Consider the following 18,909-nt stretch of genomic DNA (forward strand, 5'->3'; position numbering starts at 1 on the left):
GCCTGTCATCTGGTGACGGGTTCCGCGGTGGTGAGGAGCCCGAGTTCGTCCCGGCGCGGCATGCCCTCCCAGTCGCCGGACACGGTGCATGCGAACGCCCCGACTGTCACAGCGGTTCGCAGCCGGTCGGCGGGTGCCACGCCGGCCAGTCGTTCCGCGAGGTAGCCGGCGACGAAACCGTCTCCGGCCCCGACGGAGTCGACCACGCTCACCGGCACCGCGGGCAGGGAGTACGTCTCTCCGTCGATCATCGCCAGGCATCCCTGGGCCCCCAGTTTCAGGATGCTCTCGCGTGGTCCGAGGTCGCGGACACGGGCGACGAGTTCGGCGGGGGTGCCGTCGCCCACCGCGATCGCGGCCTCGTCCTCACCTGCGAAGACGATGTCCGACAACGCGATCAGCTCACGGAAGACGGGGGCCGCGTCGTCCGGCGACCACAGCGCGCGGCGATAGTTGAGATCGAATGACACCGGAATGCCCAGTGCGCGTGCCCGTTCGGCGCAGTGCAGGGTGGTCTTCCTGGCGGTGTCGGACAGGGCAGGGGTGATGCCGGTGACGTGCAGCAGGGACGCCGACTCGAGGCGGTCGTCCGCGATGTCCGACATCGTGAGCCGCGACCCCGCGCTGCCGGTCCGGTAATACCAGACGCGGGTGGCGGTGGCGGTTCGCCGCTCCTTCACCATCAGCCCGGTCGGAGCATCCGGATCGCGGATGACGTCGGCGGTGATTCCCTCGGCCCGGAGTTCCCGTTCGATCAGGTCGCCCAGACTGTCCTGGCCGACGCGCCCGATCCAGGTGACGTCGACGCCGAGTCGCCGCAGCGCGATCGCGAAGTTCGATTCGGCGCCGCCGATTCCCACGTGGAGCGTGGAGGTGTGGGCGAGCGGTCCGGTGTCGACCGCCCTGGTGAGGGCCATCGTCTCGCCGAATGTCAGCACCGTCATCACGCGACCTCCAGTTCGGCGACGACGTCGGCGAGGCGCCGGCATCGTTCGGCCAGCTGCCCGAGGTCGCCGCCGCGGAGTGCGTCCCCGATCAGCGGGCCGCCGAGGCTGACCGCCGCCGCTCCGGCCGCGAACCACGCGGGGACGTCCTCGATGCCCACCCCACCCGAGGGAACCACCTGGATGTCGGGGAAGGGGCCGCGCAGGTGCCCGATGTACTCCGGCCCGACCACCGACGCCGGGAACAGCTTCACGGCAGTCGCACCCGCGTGCCATCCGTTCCACAGTTCGGTCGGGGTGAATCCGCCCGGGTAGATCGGAACTCCGGCACGCACGGCGGTGGCGATGACGTCGAGGTTGGTCGTCGGGGTCACGAGGTAGTCGGCACCCACGTCGAGGGCGGCGCGGGCCTGGTCGACGGTGGTGACCGTCCCGACCCCGATCTCGACGCCGTCGGGTGCGGCGCGCCGGATGCTGTTCAGGGACTCGAGGGTGCCCGGCGTGCTCATCGTCAGCTCGACGGCGCGCACCCCGTTCTCGGCGAGGACGGTCACCACGGGGGCGTATCGGTCGGCGTGCGCGGCGCGCAGCACCGCGATGACGGAGGAGGTCATGCCGCCGTCACCTCGCGGTCGGTGGAGTTGGCGGCCAGTGTGAGGTCGCGGTCGCGGGTTTCCGGTGCCATCGTCGAGGCGATCAGAACGGTCACGGCCATCACGATCATGTAGACGGCCACGGGGATCCACGAGCCGGAGAAGGCCGTGACGAGGGCCGCGCAGATCAGTGGTGCGACACCGCCCCCGAAGATCGAGGCGAATTCACGGCCGAGTGTGACGCCGGCGTAGCGGTAACGGGAGCCGAAGATTTCCGGGAAGTAGCTCATGGTGACGCCGACGGCGCCCTGGCAGGCCAGGATGAAGCCGACGATCATCGCCATCGTGATCAGCAGGTGTGAGCCGGTGTTCAGGGCCAGGAAGGTCGGCACCGGCAGGATGATCAGGGCGATCACGATCGAGATGTACACCGGCTTGCGGCCCACCCGGTCGGACAGACGACCGAACCCGTATGCCGCGATGCCGCCGCAGATGGCCCCGACCAGCAGCACCTTGGGAATGAACGTGGGGTCGACGTGCACGTCGTTCTTGAGGTACGACGCCATGAACACCTGGTACGTGTACGACTGCGCGCTGATGCCGATGGTCATGAACATGACGATGAATAGCGGCTTCTTGCCGTTCGCGAAGATCTCCTTCACCGGCGTCTTCGGAACCTGGTGCTGCTCCTTCAGTTCCTGGAACACCGGGCTCTCGTTGAGCTTGCGGCGAATGACGAACGCGGCGACCGTGACGAACAGACTGCTGATGAAGACGAGACGCCAACCCCAGGACATGAGCTGCTCTTCCGGCAGGAGCTGCGCTGCGATCCACGCGACTGCGCCGAGCGCCGTGCCCAGTGCGGCTCCCGTCATCACCAGGGCGGCGAGCCGACCTCGCCTGCCTATCTGCGCCGTCTCCGTCAGAAGGGTTGCACCACCGGACTGTTCGGCTCCCGCTCCGAACCCCTGGAAGAATCGGCATGCGACGAGGAGAGCGGGTGCGAGCAGCCCGACCTGACTGTAGGTGGGCAGCAGGCCGATACCCAGTGTCGCGCCGCCCATCAGCATCAGCGTCGCGACGAGCACCCACTTGCGGCCGAGACGTTCTCCGTACCGCGAGAAGAACAGGCCGCCGAGCGGCCGGGCGAGAAACCCGACGGCGTAGGCGCTGAAGCTCGCGAGGATGCCCGCCGCGGGCGAGATGTTCGGGAAGAACAGGGTGTTGAAGATCAGCGCCGAAGCGGTGCCGTAGATGACGAAGTCGTACTGCTCGAGCGTGGTGCCGATGAGCCCCGCCCACGCCGCCCGGCGGACCGCGGACGGGTCTGCCTGGGATGTACCGCCTGCGCGGCCGGGAGTTTTCGGGTTCACCGTGGGGTCGAGTGTAGTGTCCATGGATTCCTCCATTGGTGGTTCCCGGAATTGTCCGGGCAAGGGGTGAGGGAGTCAGATGGTCGCGCTGGACCGCAGCGACGTGATCGTCCGGAGGTCCGGGACCGGATCGGATGCTTCGCCTGCGGCGACTGCCGGCCCGTGACGGACGATGATGTCGACGAAGTCGGCGATTCGCGAGACGAACTCGGTGTGCGAAGCGAGAGTGCTGGGAAACAGACCTCCGTCGACGAAGACGGAGCGAACGAATTCGGTAGTGGACGCGGCGTTGTCGGCCATTCCTGCCAGGCGCGCTCGAGCGGGGTCGGTCATGGATCGTGCGTGGGGGCCGGGGTCGAACCCGGGCGGCGGGGCGATGCAGCAGAGGTATGCCGCGACTGTGAGAGAAAGGTACTGCGGGACAGTACCGCGGCGGAGGTGTTCGAGCGCGGGGATCGGGATGCGCTGCGCCAGTTTGACCGATCCGTCGGATCCGACCTGCGAGGTGCGGTGTCCCAGAGCGGTATTGGACCAACGCGAGAAGAGTTGCCGGATGTAGTCGTCCGTGTCCACCGATTCGGGAACGGTGACCGTCGGCAGGTACTCGTCGCAGAGGATGCGCCGCGCTGCGGCCTCGACGAACGGTTGCGCGACGGATTCGGGGATGGTGGCCCGCCCGTCGAGTGCGCCGAGGCAGGCGATGAGCGAATGCGTCCCGTTGAGCAGCCGGACCTTCATCAGCTCGTAGGGCTCGACGTCGTCGGTGAACAGCGCGCCACCGTGCTCCCAGGCGGGACGGCCGGCGGCGAACCGCTCCTCCATGACCCACATCGTGAACGGCTCCGCGGGGACGGCGATCGTGTCGCGCACGCCGAGGTGTGCCAGTGCCGTCTCGTTGTAGCGGTCCGAACCGGAGGGCACGATGCGGTCCACCATGGAGTTGGGGAACGTCACGGACGAGTCCATCCAGGACAGCAGGTCGTCGCGGAGAGTCGGCGCGAACGTGCCGACGAACTCGCGGACGAGTTTTTCGGTCTGACGCCCGTTGGACAGCAGGTTGTCGCAGCTGAGGATCGTGACCGGGGCGGCGTGTGTACTCGCCCGCAGGGCCAGTCCGCGGGCGATCTGCCCGATCGTGGTGCGGGGCGTCCGCACCTCGCGGAGGTCGCGGCGAACGGCGTCGGAGTCGAGGTCGAGGGAACCGGTCTCGGGTGACACCGTGTACCCGTGTTCGGTCACCGTGATCGTGACGATCTTCGTCGCCGGGTCCGCGATCGCGCGGACGACGGACTCCGGGTCCTGTTCGGCCACCAGGGTTCCGGTGTGCGAACCCGGGACGCTCACACGAGAACCGTCCGGCGAGATCTCGACGACGCCGTACAGGAGGTCCTGCGCGTTCATCGCATCGGCAACGGTACTCGAGCGGCTCGCCACACCGAGGATGCCCCACGGTCCGGGTTCGCGTTCCATCGCGAGCGCGGTGTACACCGCCTGGTGTGCGCGGTGGAAGTTGCCGAGGCCCAGGTGCACGATCCCGGTGCCTTCCGGCACCCGCCGGTGGATCAGTGCCGCGGCGGGAACGTTTCGGCGCGAGAGTGTCGGTTCGGACATGCTCGTCACCAATCCGTCATGGAGCCGTCACGGCGCCGGGCGACCGGGAGATAGGCCTGCTCGTACGGATGTTGCTCCGCGAGTTCCTCGTTCATGCTCACTCCGATGCCCGGAACGTCGCCGGGGGTGAGGTGCCCGTCCGAGAACGACCACGCGTGGGGGAAGACCTCGCTGACGAGCGGGTCGTAACCCATGTACTCCTGGATTCCGAAGTTCGGCGTCGCGAGCCCGAGGTGCAGACTCGCACCCAGGGAGATCGGCGAGACGTCCGACGGGCCGTGCGGGCCGCCACGAATCTGATACACCTCGGCGAGCGCGAAGATCTTGCGGACGTGGCTGATTCCTCCCGCGTGGACGATGGCCACGCGGATGAAGTCGATCAACTGTTCGGTGATCAGGTGCTGGCAGTCCCAGATCGTGTTGAAGACCTCCCCGATCGCCAGGGGTGTGGTGGTGTGGTTGCGCACCAGTCGCAGCGCGTCCTGGTTCTCGGCCGGCGTGACGTCCTCGAGCCAGAACAGGTCCACGTGTTCGACCGACTTTCCCAGCCGCGCGGCCTGCTGCGGGGTGAGCCGATGGTGGGCGTCGTGGAGCAATTTGAGGTCGGGGCCGACGTGTTCACGGACGGCTTCGAGGATCCGGGGTGCATGGTTGAGGTAGGCGTCGGTGTCCCACACTTCCTCGACCGGGAGGGCGCCGCGGCTCGCGGGCTCGTATCCGGTGGCGCCCTGGTGCACGCCGTACACCGAATCCAGGCCGGGAACCCCGGACTGCACTCGAATCGCCTGAAAGCCCTTCGCGCGCTTGGCATCGACGGAGTCGAGCAACGCGGGCGCGTCCCACCCGGTCGCGTGGGTGTAGGACAGCACCCGGTCGCGGACGGCGCCGCCGAGCAGCTGGTAGACGGGCTGGCCGAGGGTCTTGCCCTTGATGTCCCAGAGGGCGACGTCGACGGCGCCGATCGCGGCCATCGTGACGGGCCCGCGCCGCCAGTACACGCCGCGGTAGAGGTACTGCCAGGTGTCCTCGATCCGCGCCGGGTCGCGCCCGATCAGCAAGGGCGCGACATGGTCCCGGAGGTACGACGCGACGGACAGTTCGCGGCCGTTGAGCGTGGCGTCACCGTAGCCGACGACGCCGTCGGCGGTGGTGATCTTCAGGGTGACGAAGTTGCGGGTGGGGCTGCAGACCAGCACGTCCGCGGAGATGATCTTGTCGGTCATGCTCGTGATCCTTTCGAGCCGACGGCGGGAGCGACGACGTTGCGCAGTTGCTCACCGCGCGTGAGTCGAGTGATGTTGTCGGCGATGTCGTCGACGCGGCCGACGAACGTCTGTTGTGAGACCCCGGAAGAGTGCGGTGTCATCAGGATGTTGGGGAGTTCGGAGAACGGCAGAGCGCTGGGCGTCCCGCGACCGTTGGGTCCGGGATAGTCGTACCAGACGTCGATGGCCGCGGCCGCGATGGTCGACGAGGACAGTGCGTCGTACAGGGCCTGCTCCTGGACGAGGGGTCCGCGGCCCACATTGACCAGCACCCCGTCGCGGCCGAGTGCGCGCAATTCGTCGGCGCCGATCATTCCCCGTGTCCGGTCGTCGAGCGGTGCGGACACCACGACGACATCGGATTCGTCGAGGAGACGCCCGAGTTGGGAAACGTCGGCAGCCCAGTCCAGTCCCGCGCTCGGCGCGTCGACGTTGCCACGACCGGTCACGGCCGCTCCTGTCGCGCCGAATGCCCGGAACAGGTTCCACGTGGCGTGGCCGATGTGGCCGAACCCCACGAAGCCCACTCGCGCGCCCTGCAGCGAATTCGACTGCGTGAGTCGGTCGTCGTAGACCGAGGTCGCCCAGACGCCCTGCCGGAGCGCCGTGTCCTGCGCGACGAAGCCGCGCCGGAGCATCACGGTGGCCGCCACGACGTATTCGGCGATCGACTTCTCGTGATGGAAGGTGTTCGCCACCAGCACGTCCGGCGTCAGAGTATCGAAGGCGATGTTGTCCGTGCCGGCACCGGCGACGTGGACCAGACGCAGCCGCTCGGCAGCCGATGCCATGGACGGTGTGAACTTTCCCCCGACGTAGACGTCGGCGTCGCCCAGATCCTCGATCAGGGCGGCCTCGTCGAAGCTGTCGTGCCACGACAACCGTGTATCGGACGGAACTGCGGCCTCGAGCCGGGGGCGGTGCGGGATCAGGTTGCTGTCGGCAACAACGATTTTCATCTAGCGACTCTCTCTTCCGGGGCGAAACACCCGATCGTGCGCCGGTCCGGCCGAAGCTCTGACGACCAGTTGAGTGGGGAGATGGATTTCTCGGATATCGGAGTCCGGCTCGTTCGCGCGCTGGAATACCAGGTCCAGACTCAGCACACCGGCTCGTGCCATCGGCACGTTGATGCTCGTGAGTGCAGGGCTGGCGAGTTCGGCCAGCGGCGAGTCGTCGATGCCGACGACACTCAGGTCGGCCGGCACCGAGAAGCCCATTGCGCGGACGCCGTTCATCACTCCGATGGCCATCGGATCGTTGTGCGTGATCACGGCGCTCGCACCCGTCGCGATCACGCTCGCGGCCGCGGCGTGACCGCCCGCGAGGGTTTCCTGCTGCCAGCCGAGCAGACTCAGCTGCACGTCGCGGGCCTTGCAGAATTCCTCGACCGCGGCGACGCGGCGTTGGTTCGACCAGGATTGCGGCGAGCCCTGGACATACGCCAGGTGCTCGTGTCCGAGGGCGACGAGATAGTCGATGGCCTGGCGAATTCCGTCTTCCGAATCCGCCACGATGCAATCGCATTCGGGTGACGAACGGTTGACGAGCACCAAGGGTGTGTCGCCGGCGAGCTGCACGATGTCCGATGCGGGCAGCCGTGGAGCGCAGACAACGAGTGCGTCGACGCGCCCCTGCAACTCGCCGAGAACCTCACGCTCACGGTCGGCGCTGCCGTCGGTGTCGGTGAGGAGCACGGTCTGGCGCCGGTGCCACCCCTGCGCCTGCGCCGCCTTCACGAAGCTCGCGAACACGGTGTGCCCGATGTCGGGTACCACGACCGCGACGGTGGTGGCGGTGGGGCGCACGACGTCGGTGCGGGTCGGTGACGCCGCCCGGTAGCCGATCTCGTCGGCGACCGCGATGATCCGCGCGAGCGTGTCCGGTCCGATCCGGTCCGGGGCACTGAATGCCCGTGACGCGGTGGACAGGGATACCCCTGCGCGTTGTGCGACCTCGGTCAAGGTGGGTGCCACGGTGCTGCCGCCTCGCTGTTCGTTGTGACTGCCGACACACACTATCCGCTGTCTTGCGCAAGATTGTCAATAGTTGCGCAAGGCTTGCGGCAAGCGTGTGCGTCGTGCGTGTTCACACGTCCAGGAGCGACAACTGCCGATCGGATTCGAACAGCGCGGCCCGGTCGAACGTCGACGTCGAGGCCAGTAGTTCGTCCGCACCGGTACGCGCGGCCAGGGCCCCGAGCGCGACTCTCACCTGCTCGGCGGTGCCGTGAATGGAGTTCGCGATCGACGCGTCGACCTGTTCGCGCAGCCGCGAAGTCCACGCCTGACCCCGGATGTCCGCGACCGATTCGAGCGGCGGGAACTCGCCGGTCCGGCTCGACTGTGCCAGCGCCCACGCCTCCGGAAGCAGCAGCTCACGCGCGCGGTCTTCGTCCTCGGCGATCATGACCTCGAGCGAGACGATCACGTACGGGGACCGGTTACCCGCGGACGGGACGAAGCTGTCGCGGTACCGGTCCAGTTCCGGAACGCGGGCCCCCGATCCGTCGAGGATCGGCCCACCGACCACCACCGGCAGACCCGCCTGCGCGGCGAAGTCGAGCCCGCGCCGGGTAGCGAGAACGAACATCGGCGGTGGACTCGTCACGTGGGGCCGGGCGGTCACGGCCCCCTTGCCCTCGAGGTAGCTCCGCACCTCGTCGAGATCGGCGGCGAACGTGTCGGGGGCGTTGCGGTCGCGGCGCAGCGCCTCGCGCACCGGCTTCGTGAATCCCAGCGACCGCCCGACGCCCAGGTCGATCCGGCCCGGGTACATCGCCTCGAGCACCAGGAACTGCTCGGCCACCACGAGAGGCTGATGATTCGGCAGCATCACACCACCCGAGCCCAGCCGGATCCGGTCGGTGCGGGCACCGAGGGCAGCGAGCAGCACCGGCGGCGACCCACTCGCGATTCCCGGCACGGCGTGGTGTTCGGCGACCCAGAACCGATGGAATCCCCACTGTTCGGCATGCACCGCACGCTCGATCGTTCCGGTCAACGCGGCAGAGTCGGGCGCACCCCGGCGCGTGCGGGACCGGTCCAGAATCGACAGCTTCACCCCCGGGGCAACGGTCCGCCTGCCGGCGGTATTTCCTCACCCCGTCCGCACTCGGTGGACGAGTGTGCCCGCTTCGCTGACATACTGACCGCCGCAGGATCCACGATCGCCGGGAGGTCAAGGGTGAGCAGCACAGGGACTATGTCGTACTCGCTGGACGTCACGTCGCGGTCCGCAGCGCAGATGCGGGAGTGCGCAGAATTCTTCAGCGAGCCCGAGCTGGCCCACCTGCCCACCGCCCGCCTCGCGGACGCACTGGAGTCGCTGGCCGAGACGGGCCGCTACGAGCACACCGTGGAGGAACTCGAGGTCGGCTCGCAGCTGGCGTGGCGCAATCACGCCCGCTGCGTCGGTCGCAAGCACTGGCGCACGCTGAAGCTGATCGATGCCCGGCACGTCACCACCGCGGACGAGATCGCGGAGGCGTGCTGGGAGCACCTGCGGGTCGCGACGAACGGCGGCGCCCTGCGCTCGGTCATCACGGTCGGTCCGCTACCGCTGGCGGACGGACGCGAGTACAAGATCGTCAGCCCGCAACTGATCCGGTACGCGGGCTATCGCAACGCGGACGGGACGGTGACCGGGGACCCCGCGCAGGTGGGCATCACCGAGGCGGTGACGAAGATGGGGTGGCGCGGCGCAGGCACGCCGTTCGACGTGCTGCCGCTGTTGATCAGCACCCCGGACGAACCGCTGCGCTGGTACGACGTTCCCCCCGACCTGGTGCTCGAGGTCGAGATCGAGCACCCCGACTACGCCTGGTTCGCCGATCTCGGTCTCAAATGGCATGCGGTGCCCGCCGTGTCGAACATGAGTTTCTCGGTCGGCGGGCTGACCTACCCCCTCGCCCCGTTCAGCGGGTGGTACGTGAGCACGGAGGTCGGGGCCCGCAACCTCAGCGACCAGGATCGGTACGACATGCTGCCCGCCATCGCCGAACGGCTGTGCCTGGACACGACGTCGGAGCGAACGCTGTGGCGCGACCGCGCACTGGTCGAACTGAACCGCGCCGTGATCCACAGCTACCGGCAGGCCGGTGTGCACATGGTCGATCATCACACCGTCGCCAAGCAGTTCATCAGCCACGTCGAACGCGAAGAGTCACTCGGCCGGAAGTGCCCCACCGACTGGTCGTGGATCAACCCGCCGATGTCGGCGGCACTCACTCCGACGTTTCACCGGCTCTACGACGCACCCGACATGGACATCCGCCCGAACTTTCTCCCGGCCGCCACTGCATCAGGATGTCCAATCGGCGGCGGGAGCCTGTAGGACGTCGGCTATCAACTCCCGCAACCAATCGACGCCCGGCGACGGGAGAGCCCGCCGCACGGTAAAGAGCGACACCTCGACGTTCGGTATCTCGACAGGTAGCGCGAACGTGCGGACGGGCGAGGACCGGGTGAACAGTTCCGCGACCCGGCTCGGCACCACGGCGAGGTGCCGGGTCTGCGCCACCAGTTCCGGCAGCACCGCGAAGTGCGGTACCCGCACGGCGATGTCACGGCGACGCCCCATCCTCGCGAGGGCTTGATCAGCGTCCACGTGCCCGGCGGCGGCGTCGACGACGATGTGCCGTTCGGCAAGGAAATCGTCCAGTCCGGGTTCGACTCCGATCCGCGGATGCCCGAGTGCGCACAGTCCGACATAGCCTTCCCGAAACAGGGGGTCGCGGCGCAGATCCGGCGCGTCGATGCGCGGTGTGCAGATGACGGCGTCAGCACGACCCTGACGCAATTCCTCTGCAGCACTGGCAAAATCGAGCGGCGTTACTTGCACGGCGCAGCCGGGAGCGCGGGTTTCCAGCGCCGCGAGCACTCCGGGGAGCAGTGAAATCTCCCCGAGATCGGTGGCGCAGATCCGAAAGGTTCGGTCCGACGTCTCGGCGTCGAAGTGACCGACACCGGAGACGGTCTCGTCGATGACCTCCAGCGCCTGATGCAATTGCGGGTACATACTCGCCGCCAGAACCGTGGGCGCCAAGCCGTCCGACGACCGGATGAAGAGGTCGTCGTTGAACTGCCGCCGCAGTCGGCGGAGCGAATGGCTCACCGACGGCTGCGTGATGAACAGCAGCTCCGCCGTACGGGTGACGCTCCGCGTTTCATACAGCAGCACGAAGGTCCTGATGAGGTTGAGGTCCACGTCGGCCATACCGATAATATAGATCCTGTCTATGTGCTGATCGACAGTATTCATTGGACCTATAGGACGCGGCTCCCTACCGTGGTTCACGTCACACCGCGAGAACCATGCGAAGAAATGGAGAACACCTGATGGCCGACGTCAGCGAAGCGACCTATGACCTACTGCGGGCGCATGGCCTGACCACGATCTTCGGCAACCCTGGATCGAACGAGCTCCCCTTCCTCGCCGGGATGCCCGACGACTTCCGCTACATCCTGGGTCTGCACGAAGGCGCCGTCCTGGCCATGGCCGACGGGTACGCCCAGGCCCGTGGCGGCGCGGCCTTCGTCAATCTGCACGCCGCCGCGGGCACCGGCAACGCGATGGGCGCGCTCACGAACTCGGTCTACTCCCACAGCCCGTTGATCATCACCGCCGGGCAACAAGTCCGCTCGACCATCGGCCAGGAGGTGATGCTCGCCAACGTGGACGCGCAGTCGCTGCCGAAACCCCTGGTCAAGTGGTCCTGCGAGCCGGCGTGCGCGCAGGACGTGCCGCGGTCGATCAGCCAGGCCATCCACATCGCGAACCTGCCCGCGAAGGGTCCGGTCTATGTGTCGGTGCCGTACGACGACTGGGCGCAGGAAGCACCCGCCGAGACGAAGCACCTCCTCACCCGCGCCACAACCACTGCCGGTTCCCTCAGTGCGGATCAACTCGCCACCCTCGTCGACGCCCTCGACCGCGCCGAGAACCCGGTCCTCGTACTCGGACCGGAAGTCGATGCCGAGTACGCCAATGACGACGCGGTCCGTCTCGCGGACGCACTCGGCGCCCCCGTCTGGATCGCGCCGTCCCCGTCACGGTGCCCGTTCCCCACCCGCCACCGCAGCTTCCGCGGGGTCCTGCCAGCCGCCGTCCAGGGCATCACCGACGCACTGGTCGGGCACGACCTGATCCTCGTCGCGGGAGCACCCGTGTTCCGGTACCACCAGTTCGTCCCCGGCGAGTACCTGCCCGACGGCGCCCGGCTCATCCACCTCACCAGCGATCCCGGCGAGGCCGCCCGCGCCCCGATGGGTGACGCACTGGTCGGCGGTGTGCGGGATGCGTTGTCCCGCCTCGCCGACAGCGTGACGCCGGGCCGCCGCCCGGTCCTGCCGCCGCTGCCCGACATCCCACAGGCCAGGACGTCGTCCGAGCGCGTGCATCCGGAGGAGCTGTTCGAACTGTTGCGCGGCACTGCGCCGGACGACGCCGTGTACGTCAAGGAGTCGACGTCCACCACCGGCGCGTTCTGGTCGCAGGCCGACGTCTCCCGCCAAGGCAGCTACTTCTTCCCCGCATCGGGCGGGCTTGGATTCGGACTGCCCGCCGCAGTCGGTGCCCAGCTGGCGAATCCGGACCGTCAGGTGATCGGCCTGATCGGAGACGGCTCGGCCAACTACGGCATCACCGCCCTGTGGACGGCCGCGCAGTACGACATTCCGGTGATCATCGTCATCCTCAAGAACGGGACCTACGGCGCACTGCGCTGGTTCTCAACGGTGCTGGGGTCCGGCGAGACCCCCGGCATGGACGTTCCCGGGATCGACTTCACCGCCATCGCTGCGGGGTACGGCGTGACGGCCACCGCGGTACGGACCGGCGACGACTTCGTCCGCGCCTTCAAGACCGCCCTCGGCAGCGGAAAGCCTGCCGTGATCGAGGTCGAGACCGACCTCACCGAGCCGTGATAGCCCCACTCGTTCCCACGGCAGCAACGCTGCCCCGCATCGGGAGTATGCCCTTGTCCCAGAACTCGCTGTCCCAGAACCCGCTGTCCCAGAACACAGTTACCTCGATCATCTCCAACGCCCGACTGCGGCCGTTCCATTATGGTGTCGTGGCCCTGTGCTCACTGCTGATGATCATCGACGGATACGACATGGTCTCGTACGGCACCGTGATCGTCCATCTGATGGACGAGTGGAACATGGACCCGGTCACCGCCGGTACCCTCGGATCCGCGGCGCTCGTCGGCATGCTGATCGGCGGACTGTTCGTCGCCCCGCTCGCCGATCGGTACGGCCGCCGTCCGCTCATGCTCATCTGCGTGACAGTGGCGAGCGTGGCGTCGTTCAGCTGCGCCTTCGCCGGCGCCCCGGCGCAACTCGGCATTCTCCGCCTCGTCGTCGGTGTGTCGCTCGGCGCGCTCGTACCCAACTTCACGGCACTGATCGCCGAGCTCGCCCCACGCACGTCGAAGGCACTGCTCGTCACGTTCGTGTCGTCGTTCTATTCCGTCGGTGGCATCGCCGCCGCGGTGTTCGCAATCAACGTGGAGCCGCTCTGGACGTGGCGCGGTGTGTTCTACGTCGCCGGTCTGCCTCTCCTGTTGCTACCCGTTCTGCTGAGGTACCTGCCGGAGTCGCCGGAGTTCCTCGCCATCAACGGTCGTCAGGACAAGCTGGAGGCTGTGCTGTCCAAGGTCGACCCGGGTCGCGACCTGAGCGACGTCGTGGCCACGCCACGTCCGGAAGCTCGGAAGGCACCCGTCGCGCAGCTCTTTACCAACGGAAACGCCCTGAACAGCTTCCTGATTTGGGTCTTCTTCGCGATGTGCATGTTGTTGAGTTACGGGCTCAACACGTGGCTACCGAAACTGATGCAGACCGCCGGCTACGCTTTGAGTTCCGCGCTGTGGACCCTGGTGGTGCTGAATCTCGGTGGCATCGCCGGCGCGATATTCGGCGGCTGGCTGGCCGACCGCTGGTCCTACCGCAACACCCTGATCACGTATTTCTCCCTGGCATCCCTGTCGCTGGTGGGACTGTCCTTCGACCCAGCCGCCGCACTGCTCAACGTGCTGCTGTTCGTCGCCGGTGCGGCGACCATCGGCGCGCTCGCCATCATCCACGCGTTCGCCGTCGAGTTCTACCCGACCGAGGTACGGTCGACCGGCGTCGGGTGGGCTGCGGGCATGGGACGGATCGGTGCGATCGGTGGCCCCACCCTCGGCGGCGCGCTCCTCGCTCTTCATCTACCGTTCCAGCAGAACTTTCTCGCCGTCGCCGTCCCCGGAGTCGTCGGCGCGGTCGCGGTGGCAATCGTCGCCAAGCGGAAGTTCCGCTCACCCCGCACCGAATCCGCGGCGCCATCACCCGTACTCGCGTCCTGACCGACCTCACCGAAAGAAGGATCGACCATGAGCCTGCTCGACATCGACTGGGAGAAGAAGGTCTTCACCGGCAGCTGGACCGCCACCGAAGGCGCGTTCTCAGATGTCGTGGAGCCCGCGACGGGTAGCACCCTCGGTCACGTCGGCACCACGACCGCCGCCGACGTCGCCGCGGCTTGCATCAAGGCCGCCGAGGTCCAGCGCCGCTGGGAGAAAATGCCTTTCGAGGATCGGGCCGCGATCCTGCGCCGCGCAGGCCAGCTCTTCGAGGAGCACGCAGCCGAGATCGAGACGTGGATCGTCCGGGAGGCCGGATCGATTCGCGCGAAAGCGAGCCTCGAGACGCACGTCGCAGCGCAGGAATGCTACGAGGCGTCGGCGTTGCCTTCGCATCCCAAGGGTGAGGTGCTCCCGTCCGCCGACGGACGTCTGAGTTTCAGCCGTCGGATCGCGGCGGGTGTCGTCGGCGTGATCGCTCCGTTCAACTTCCCCCTGATCCTCTCGATCCGCGCAGTGGCACCCGCACTGGCACTGGGCAACTCAGTGATTCTGAAACCCGACACCCGGACCGCAGTGTGCGGCGGTGTGGTGCTGGCGGCCGTGTTCGCGGCCGCCGGGGTGCCGGACGGCGTCTTCCAGATGCTGCCCGGCGGCGCCGATGCCGGTGCCGCCCTCGTCACCGACCGGCACACCCGCGTCATCGCGTTCACCGGCTCCACGTCGGCGGGACGGAAGGTCGGCCAGGCCGCGGCCGCGCACCTCACGCGGGCACACCTCGAACTCGGCGGCAACAACGCCCTCATCGTCCTTCCCGACGCCGACGTCACCAAGGCTGCGTCGGCCGGAGCCTGGGGCGCATACCTCCACCAGGGCCAGATCTGCATGGCCGCAGGCAGGCACCTGGTCCACGACTCGGTTGCCGACGAATACGTGGCGGTGCTCGCCGAGAAGGCGCGAGCGCTCCCCGTCGGCGACCCGTACACCAGCGAGGTGGCACTCGGCCCCATCATCGACGCGGTGCAGCGCGACAGCATCCACCGACTCGTGACCGAGAGCGTCTCGGCCGGAGTGACCCTCGTCGAGGGCGGCACCCACGACGGGCTGTTCTACCGCCCGACCGTCCTCGACCACGTGCAGCGCGACACCCCCGCGTTCTGCCAGGAAGTGTTCGGCCCCGTCGCTCCCGTGCTGCGCTACTCGACGATCGACGAGGCCGTCGAGATCGCGCGCGACACCGAGTTCGGATTGTCGCTGAGCGTCCTCGGCTCGGATGCGATGGCGGCCTGGGAAGTTGCGCAGCAGATTCCCACCGGGCTCGTGCACATCAACGATCAGACCGTCGGCGACCACGCCCACATCCCGTTCGGCGGAATGGGATCCTCCGGAAACGGCGGACGAGTCGGCGGCGCCGCAGCGAACCTCGAGGCGTTCACCGAACTCCAGTGGGCCACCATCCAGGGGCCGATTCAGCAGTACCCGTTCTGATCGGACAGGCTGACACCCTGCCCTACTCAGCCGCGGTAGGGCGGGGCCACGCCCCACCCCCAGTGCGGGACGGGTGCGTGCTCGACCACCTCGGCTCCGGGGCTCGAATTCTGCAGCGCGAGCCTGGTCCCCCACTCGACGTATGCCATGAAGGCGGAGCGGAATTCGGGATCGGACGGCAACTTCGCGTCGTCGGCGGCGAGGCTCATCGTCGCAGCGAAGCGGTGCCGCTGCTCCGGGGTGATACCCAGACCGATGTGGTGTCGCAGCATCCGTTCGTAACCCCCGAGTCGGTCGGTGTAGCCGGGTGGACCGCCGAACACCTCGCACCACCACAGCGTCACGTTGCGGCGATGCTCCTCGTGCACTCCGCCGGGGAACATCGGGGACAGCAGGTCGTCGCGCTCGACCCGGTCGTAGAAGGCGTCGATCAGCCGCCGGAACGACTGCTCACCGCCCGCCCATTCGTACAGGGACGGTGTTTCCTGATCACTCATGGGAGCTCCTCATCTCCGTCGTCTCCATTACAATACACATCAGTATTGGATTGAAACGAGGAACGAACATGACCGTGACCGGGCGCAGCCGCGACACCGACATCGACACCCGCGTGCTGAAAGTGGCGGGCAGGCAATTGTCCCGGGTCGGATACGACGCGATGTCGATCGCCGCGATCGCCGCGGAGGCCGGCACCACCCGGCAGGCGCTGTACCGGCGGTGGGCGTCGAAGTCGGAGCTCGCCGCGGCCGTCGTGGCGCAGTTGGCCGACGAACAGCCGGGGCGGTCGTCGGCCGATCCCTTCGGGGATCTGGTGCGCGAGTTGACCGACTTCCAGCGCGGGGTGTCGCGGAGCGGCCGGTTGTCGCTGGTCGGCACGATGCTCCAGGACACGACGGACGCCGACGTCCGCGCGCAATACCGCGCCCGGGTGGTGGCGCCGCGCCGGCGCCGCATCCGCGCCATCCTGGACCGCGCCGCCGAACTGAAGCTGATCGACGCGGACGCCGATCTCGACGTCGCCGTCACCATGACCACCGGTAGTTGGTACGGCCGGGCGTTGGCCGGTGATCGCCCACCCGCCGACTGGCCGGCCCGGACCGCGACACTGATCTGGCGGGCCGTCGGCGGGGTGCCGCCGACCTGACGCGGTTGCTACGCCGTCGACGCGTTCGCCGACCGCCGGTCCCCCATGTTCCGTGACATCAGGACACCGACGAGGAGGAGAACGCCTGCGACGGCGATGAACCAGCCCGTGCGGTGCAGTCCGTCGTCGCCGATGACGTGACCGGCGGTGGTCTGCAGCACGACGGCCGACAGGTTCGCCCCGATGTACTGCACGGTGCGGTACATCCCGATCGCCGTGCCCACTTCCTCGACGGACGTGACCGAGCTGATCAGGTTCTGATTGCCGATATTGTTGAATCCATTGGGAATTCCCAGCACTGCGGCCACGAGGAGCAGCACGACGATCGGGGCCGTACTGCTCTCCACCGACGCCAGAAGCAGGCCACCCACCAGGAGCGCACACGTTCCGACGGTGAGCGTTCGGCGCACCCCGTACCGCCGATATGTCCGTGACGCGAACAACGTGGAGCCGATACCGACGACGGCGACGGGCAGCATCGTCAGACCCGCCTCGGTGGCGCTCATTCCGCGGGAGTACTGCAACCACTGCGGGATGCCGAAGAAGACGCAGTAGAACGCCGTGTAGGTGAGGAGGGTGCGGGCGAGTGTGGCGCTGAGCGCACGGTTCCGGGCCAGGGCCCGAACGTCGATGAACGGTTCGTCCGCGCGTCGTTCCCATTGGACGAACAGGGCGAACACCAGCGCCCACACGGGGATCAGCCACCAGACGGGATCGGTGGTGAGCGACAGCAGGAACAGCATCGTCGACGAGACGAGCCCGAGGAACAGGACGACCCCGGCCACGTCGAGCGCGTGCAGCAGTTGCCGACCGCTGACCGAGATGCCGCCGACGAAGCCGACCTTCGCGAACTTCGTGACCGCGACCGCGCTGAACGCGACGATCGGCAGGTTGATCCACATGATCGACTGCCAGCCGAACGCCCCGACGAGCAGCCCGCCGAGCGTCGGGCCCAGTGCCACGACCGCCTGGCTGCAGATCGCGAGGGTCGTGATTGCGGTGCGCGGCTGCGCGCCGTGTCGCTCCGCGTACCCGCGAATCATCGTCATCGCATTGGGATACTGCGTGGCGGTTCCGATTCCGACGAGGATTCGGGAGAAGATGAGCCAGCCGACGCTGGGTGCGAGCAGACCGGCGATCGAGCCCAGCGCCACCAGGGCGAGGCCCCCGAGGTAGACCTTCCGGGCTCCGAGCAGCGCGCCGAGCTTGCCTGCCATCGGGGCGGTGACGGCCGTGGCGATGTAGAGCCCAGAGATCACCCATGTGATCCCGGACGAGGAGCCGAACTGGGCGGCGATGCCGACGATCGCCACCGCGATCATCGACGAGTTCAGCGGTTGGAGGATGCTCCCGGTGGCGACGGAGCCGCTGACCCGGAACGGTACGGACGGGGACTTCTGCGCGAGTCCGGCATCGGCGACGGGCGCGCTCACGAGTTCATCAGTGACTCCTGCTGCGGCGCCGGCTCGGGAGTTCCTGCGAGTCGGCGGAGCAGCCGTCCGGCGATGAAGAGGAGGTCACGTTCGACATCGGTGCATTCGGCGGCGAGCGCGGCCGTCAGCCACTCGCTTCGCCGCGACCGGTCGTCGACGAGCGTCTGCAACCCCAGCGGGGTGATCGCGACGATGCTCGCTCGCGCGTCCTGGGGGTCCACGGTCCGGGAGACCATCCCGGACTCCTCGAGGATCGAGACGGTCCGCGCGATGGACTGCGGGGCGACCTGCTCGCGGTCGGCGAGAGCGCGCGCACTCATCGGTCCTTCCCGGTCGAGATGCGCGAGGGCCTGGAGCTGCGAGGGGGTGAGTAGGTGCCCGGCGCGCTGGGCACGGATGCGTCGGCTGAACAGAACGACGTCCTCGCGAAGCTGATCGACCTTCTGGTCCATGCGGTGGCCTCCCTCTCGCTGGTCAGGTTCATTAGCCAGTCTAGCTGTTTTATTTGCGAACCTCAATAGTTCATTTACCCTGAGCGATCGCCGTTCCGAGCCCTGAACTTCATCAGCACTGCTGTCTAATTTGTCCAGGGGAGGCGTCGCGCGCTCGAATTCCTGCAGGTGGGGCGGGCGGGGCACGCGTCTCACAGGAAACTCCGAGGCTATCGCTGGCAGTATGAGGACGGCGAGCGCTGATCCAGATCCGAAAGAA

The 18,909-nt window shown here is 67.8% G+C and carries 17 protein-coding genes; 5 read left to right on the plus strand and 12 right to left on the minus strand.

Annotated elements, in window-relative coordinates; genetic code table 11:
* Positions 1–5: 5 nt before the first annotated feature.
* The 8 genes from RHA1_RS13555 to RHA1_RS13590 form a co-directional block, all read right to left on the minus strand.
* Positions 6–944, minus strand: a complete 939-nt coding sequence (locus tag RHA1_RS13555; RefSeq protein ID WP_011595483.1) for a sugar kinase — start codon at positions 942–944, stop codon at positions 6–8.
* A complete protein-coding gene (locus RHA1_RS13560; protein WP_011595484.1) occupies positions 944–1,558 on the minus strand; it encodes a bifunctional 4-hydroxy-2-oxoglutarate aldolase/2-dehydro-3-deoxy-phosphogluconate aldolase in 615 nt (204 codons plus the stop codon). The genes RHA1_RS13555 and RHA1_RS13560 overlap by 1 nt, the downstream gene beginning before the upstream one ends.
* The gene (locus tag RHA1_RS13565) at positions 1,555–2,934 is read right to left on the minus strand and encodes an MFS transporter (protein WP_020476797.1); all 1,380 of its coding nucleotides are present in this window, start codon (positions 2,932–2,934) and stop codon (positions 1,555–1,557) included. Before RHA1_RS13565 ends, RHA1_RS13560 begins: the two co-directional genes overlap by 4 nt.
* A 51-nt stretch (positions 2,935–2,985) precedes the next feature.
* Positions 2,986–4,521 (minus strand): mannitol dehydrogenase family protein, encoded by a 1,536-nt coding sequence (locus tag RHA1_RS13570; protein WP_011595486.1) that lies wholly within the window; start codon positions 4,519–4,521, stop codon positions 2,986–2,988.
* A 5-nt stretch (positions 4,522–4,526) separates the two neighbouring features.
* Positions 4,527–5,744: a D-mannonate dehydratase ManD gene (manD, locus tag RHA1_RS13575; RefSeq protein ID WP_011595487.1), complete on the minus strand. Its 1,218-nt coding sequence runs from the start codon at positions 5,742–5,744 to the stop codon at positions 4,527–4,529.
* Positions 5,741–6,745 (minus strand): 2-hydroxyacid dehydrogenase, encoded by a 1,005-nt coding sequence (locus RHA1_RS13580; protein WP_011595488.1) that lies wholly within the window; start codon positions 6,743–6,745, stop codon positions 5,741–5,743. Before RHA1_RS13580 ends, manD begins: the two co-directional genes overlap by 4 nt.
* Positions 6,746–7,762, minus strand: coding sequence for a LacI family DNA-binding transcriptional regulator (locus RHA1_RS13585; RefSeq protein ID WP_011595489.1), 1,017 nt, complete (start codon positions 7,760–7,762; stop codon positions 6,746–6,748).
* 112 nt (positions 7,763–7,874) lie between these two features.
* Positions 7,875–8,849: an LLM class flavin-dependent oxidoreductase gene (locus tag RHA1_RS13590; RefSeq protein WP_011595490.1), complete on the minus strand. Its 975-nt coding sequence runs from the start codon at positions 8,847–8,849 to the stop codon at positions 7,875–7,877.
* A 141-nt stretch (positions 8,850–8,990) separates the two neighbouring features.
* On the opposite strand from RHA1_RS13590, the gene RHA1_RS13595 reads away from it, so the two are divergent.
* The gene (locus RHA1_RS13595; RefSeq protein WP_029539092.1) at positions 8,991–10,121 is read left to right on the plus strand and encodes a nitric oxide synthase oxygenase; all 1,131 of its coding nucleotides are present in this window, start codon (positions 8,991–8,993) and stop codon (positions 10,119–10,121) included.
* Here RHA1_RS13595 and RHA1_RS13600 read toward each other — a convergent pair.
* Positions 10,089–11,003 (minus strand): LysR family transcriptional regulator, encoded by a 915-nt coding sequence (locus RHA1_RS13600; RefSeq protein ID WP_016882343.1) that lies wholly within the window; start codon positions 11,001–11,003, stop codon positions 10,089–10,091. The genes RHA1_RS13595 and RHA1_RS13600 overlap by 33 nt on opposite strands.
* A gap of 122 nt (positions 11,004–11,125) precedes the next feature.
* On the opposite strand from RHA1_RS13600, the gene mdlC reads away from it, so the two are divergent.
* Genes mdlC through RHA1_RS13615 form a run of 3 tightly spaced genes read left to right on the plus strand, consistent with a single transcriptional unit; the run spans position 11,126 to position 15,621 of the window.
* Positions 11,126–12,712: a benzoylformate decarboxylase gene (gene mdlC / locus RHA1_RS13605; RefSeq protein WP_011595493.1), complete on the plus strand. Its 1,587-nt coding sequence runs from the start codon at positions 11,126–11,128 to the stop codon at positions 12,710–12,712.
* A 47-nt stretch (positions 12,713–12,759) separates the two neighbouring features.
* A complete protein-coding gene (locus RHA1_RS13610; protein ID WP_081437432.1) occupies positions 12,760–14,136 on the plus strand; it encodes an MFS transporter in 1,377 nt (458 codons plus the stop codon).
* Positions 14,137–14,163: 27 nt separating this feature from the next.
* Entirely contained in the window at positions 14,164–15,621 is a 1,458-nt protein-coding gene (locus RHA1_RS13615; RefSeq protein ID WP_011595495.1) for an aldehyde dehydrogenase family protein, read from the plus strand.
* Between the two features lie 26 nt (positions 15,622–15,647).
* Here RHA1_RS13615 and RHA1_RS13620 read toward each other — a convergent pair whose 3' ends face one another.
* Entirely contained in the window at positions 15,648–16,118 is a 471-nt protein-coding gene (locus RHA1_RS13620; RefSeq protein ID WP_011595496.1) for a group II truncated hemoglobin, read from the minus strand.
* 68 nt (positions 16,119–16,186) lie between these two features.
* Here RHA1_RS13620 and RHA1_RS13625 point away from each other — a divergent pair, with 68 nt between their 5' ends.
* A complete protein-coding gene (locus tag RHA1_RS13625; protein ID WP_011595497.1) occupies positions 16,187–16,765 on the plus strand; it encodes a TetR/AcrR family transcriptional regulator in 579 nt (192 codons plus the stop codon).
* Positions 16,766–16,773: 8 nt separating this feature from the next.
* Here the strand turns inward: RHA1_RS13625 and RHA1_RS13630 are convergent, their stop codons facing one another.
* Together RHA1_RS13630 and RHA1_RS13635 are read right to left on the minus strand one after the other, a co-directional pair.
* Positions 16,774–18,198: an MFS transporter gene (locus RHA1_RS13630; RefSeq protein ID WP_011595498.1), complete on the minus strand. Its 1,425-nt coding sequence runs from the start codon at positions 18,196–18,198 to the stop codon at positions 16,774–16,776.
* The gene (locus RHA1_RS13635) at positions 18,195–18,650 is read right to left on the minus strand and encodes a MarR family winged helix-turn-helix transcriptional regulator (protein ID WP_011595499.1); all 456 of its coding nucleotides are present in this window, start codon (positions 18,648–18,650) and stop codon (positions 18,195–18,197) included. The genes RHA1_RS13630 and RHA1_RS13635 overlap by 4 nt, the downstream gene beginning before the upstream one ends.
* Positions 18,651–18,909 lie beyond the last annotated feature (259 nt).

It is taken from the genome of Rhodococcus jostii RHA1 (assembly GCF_000014565.1).
GTDB classification, from domain to species: Bacteria; Actinomycetota; Actinomycetes; order Mycobacteriales; family Mycobacteriaceae; genus Rhodococcus_F; species Rhodococcus_F jostii_A.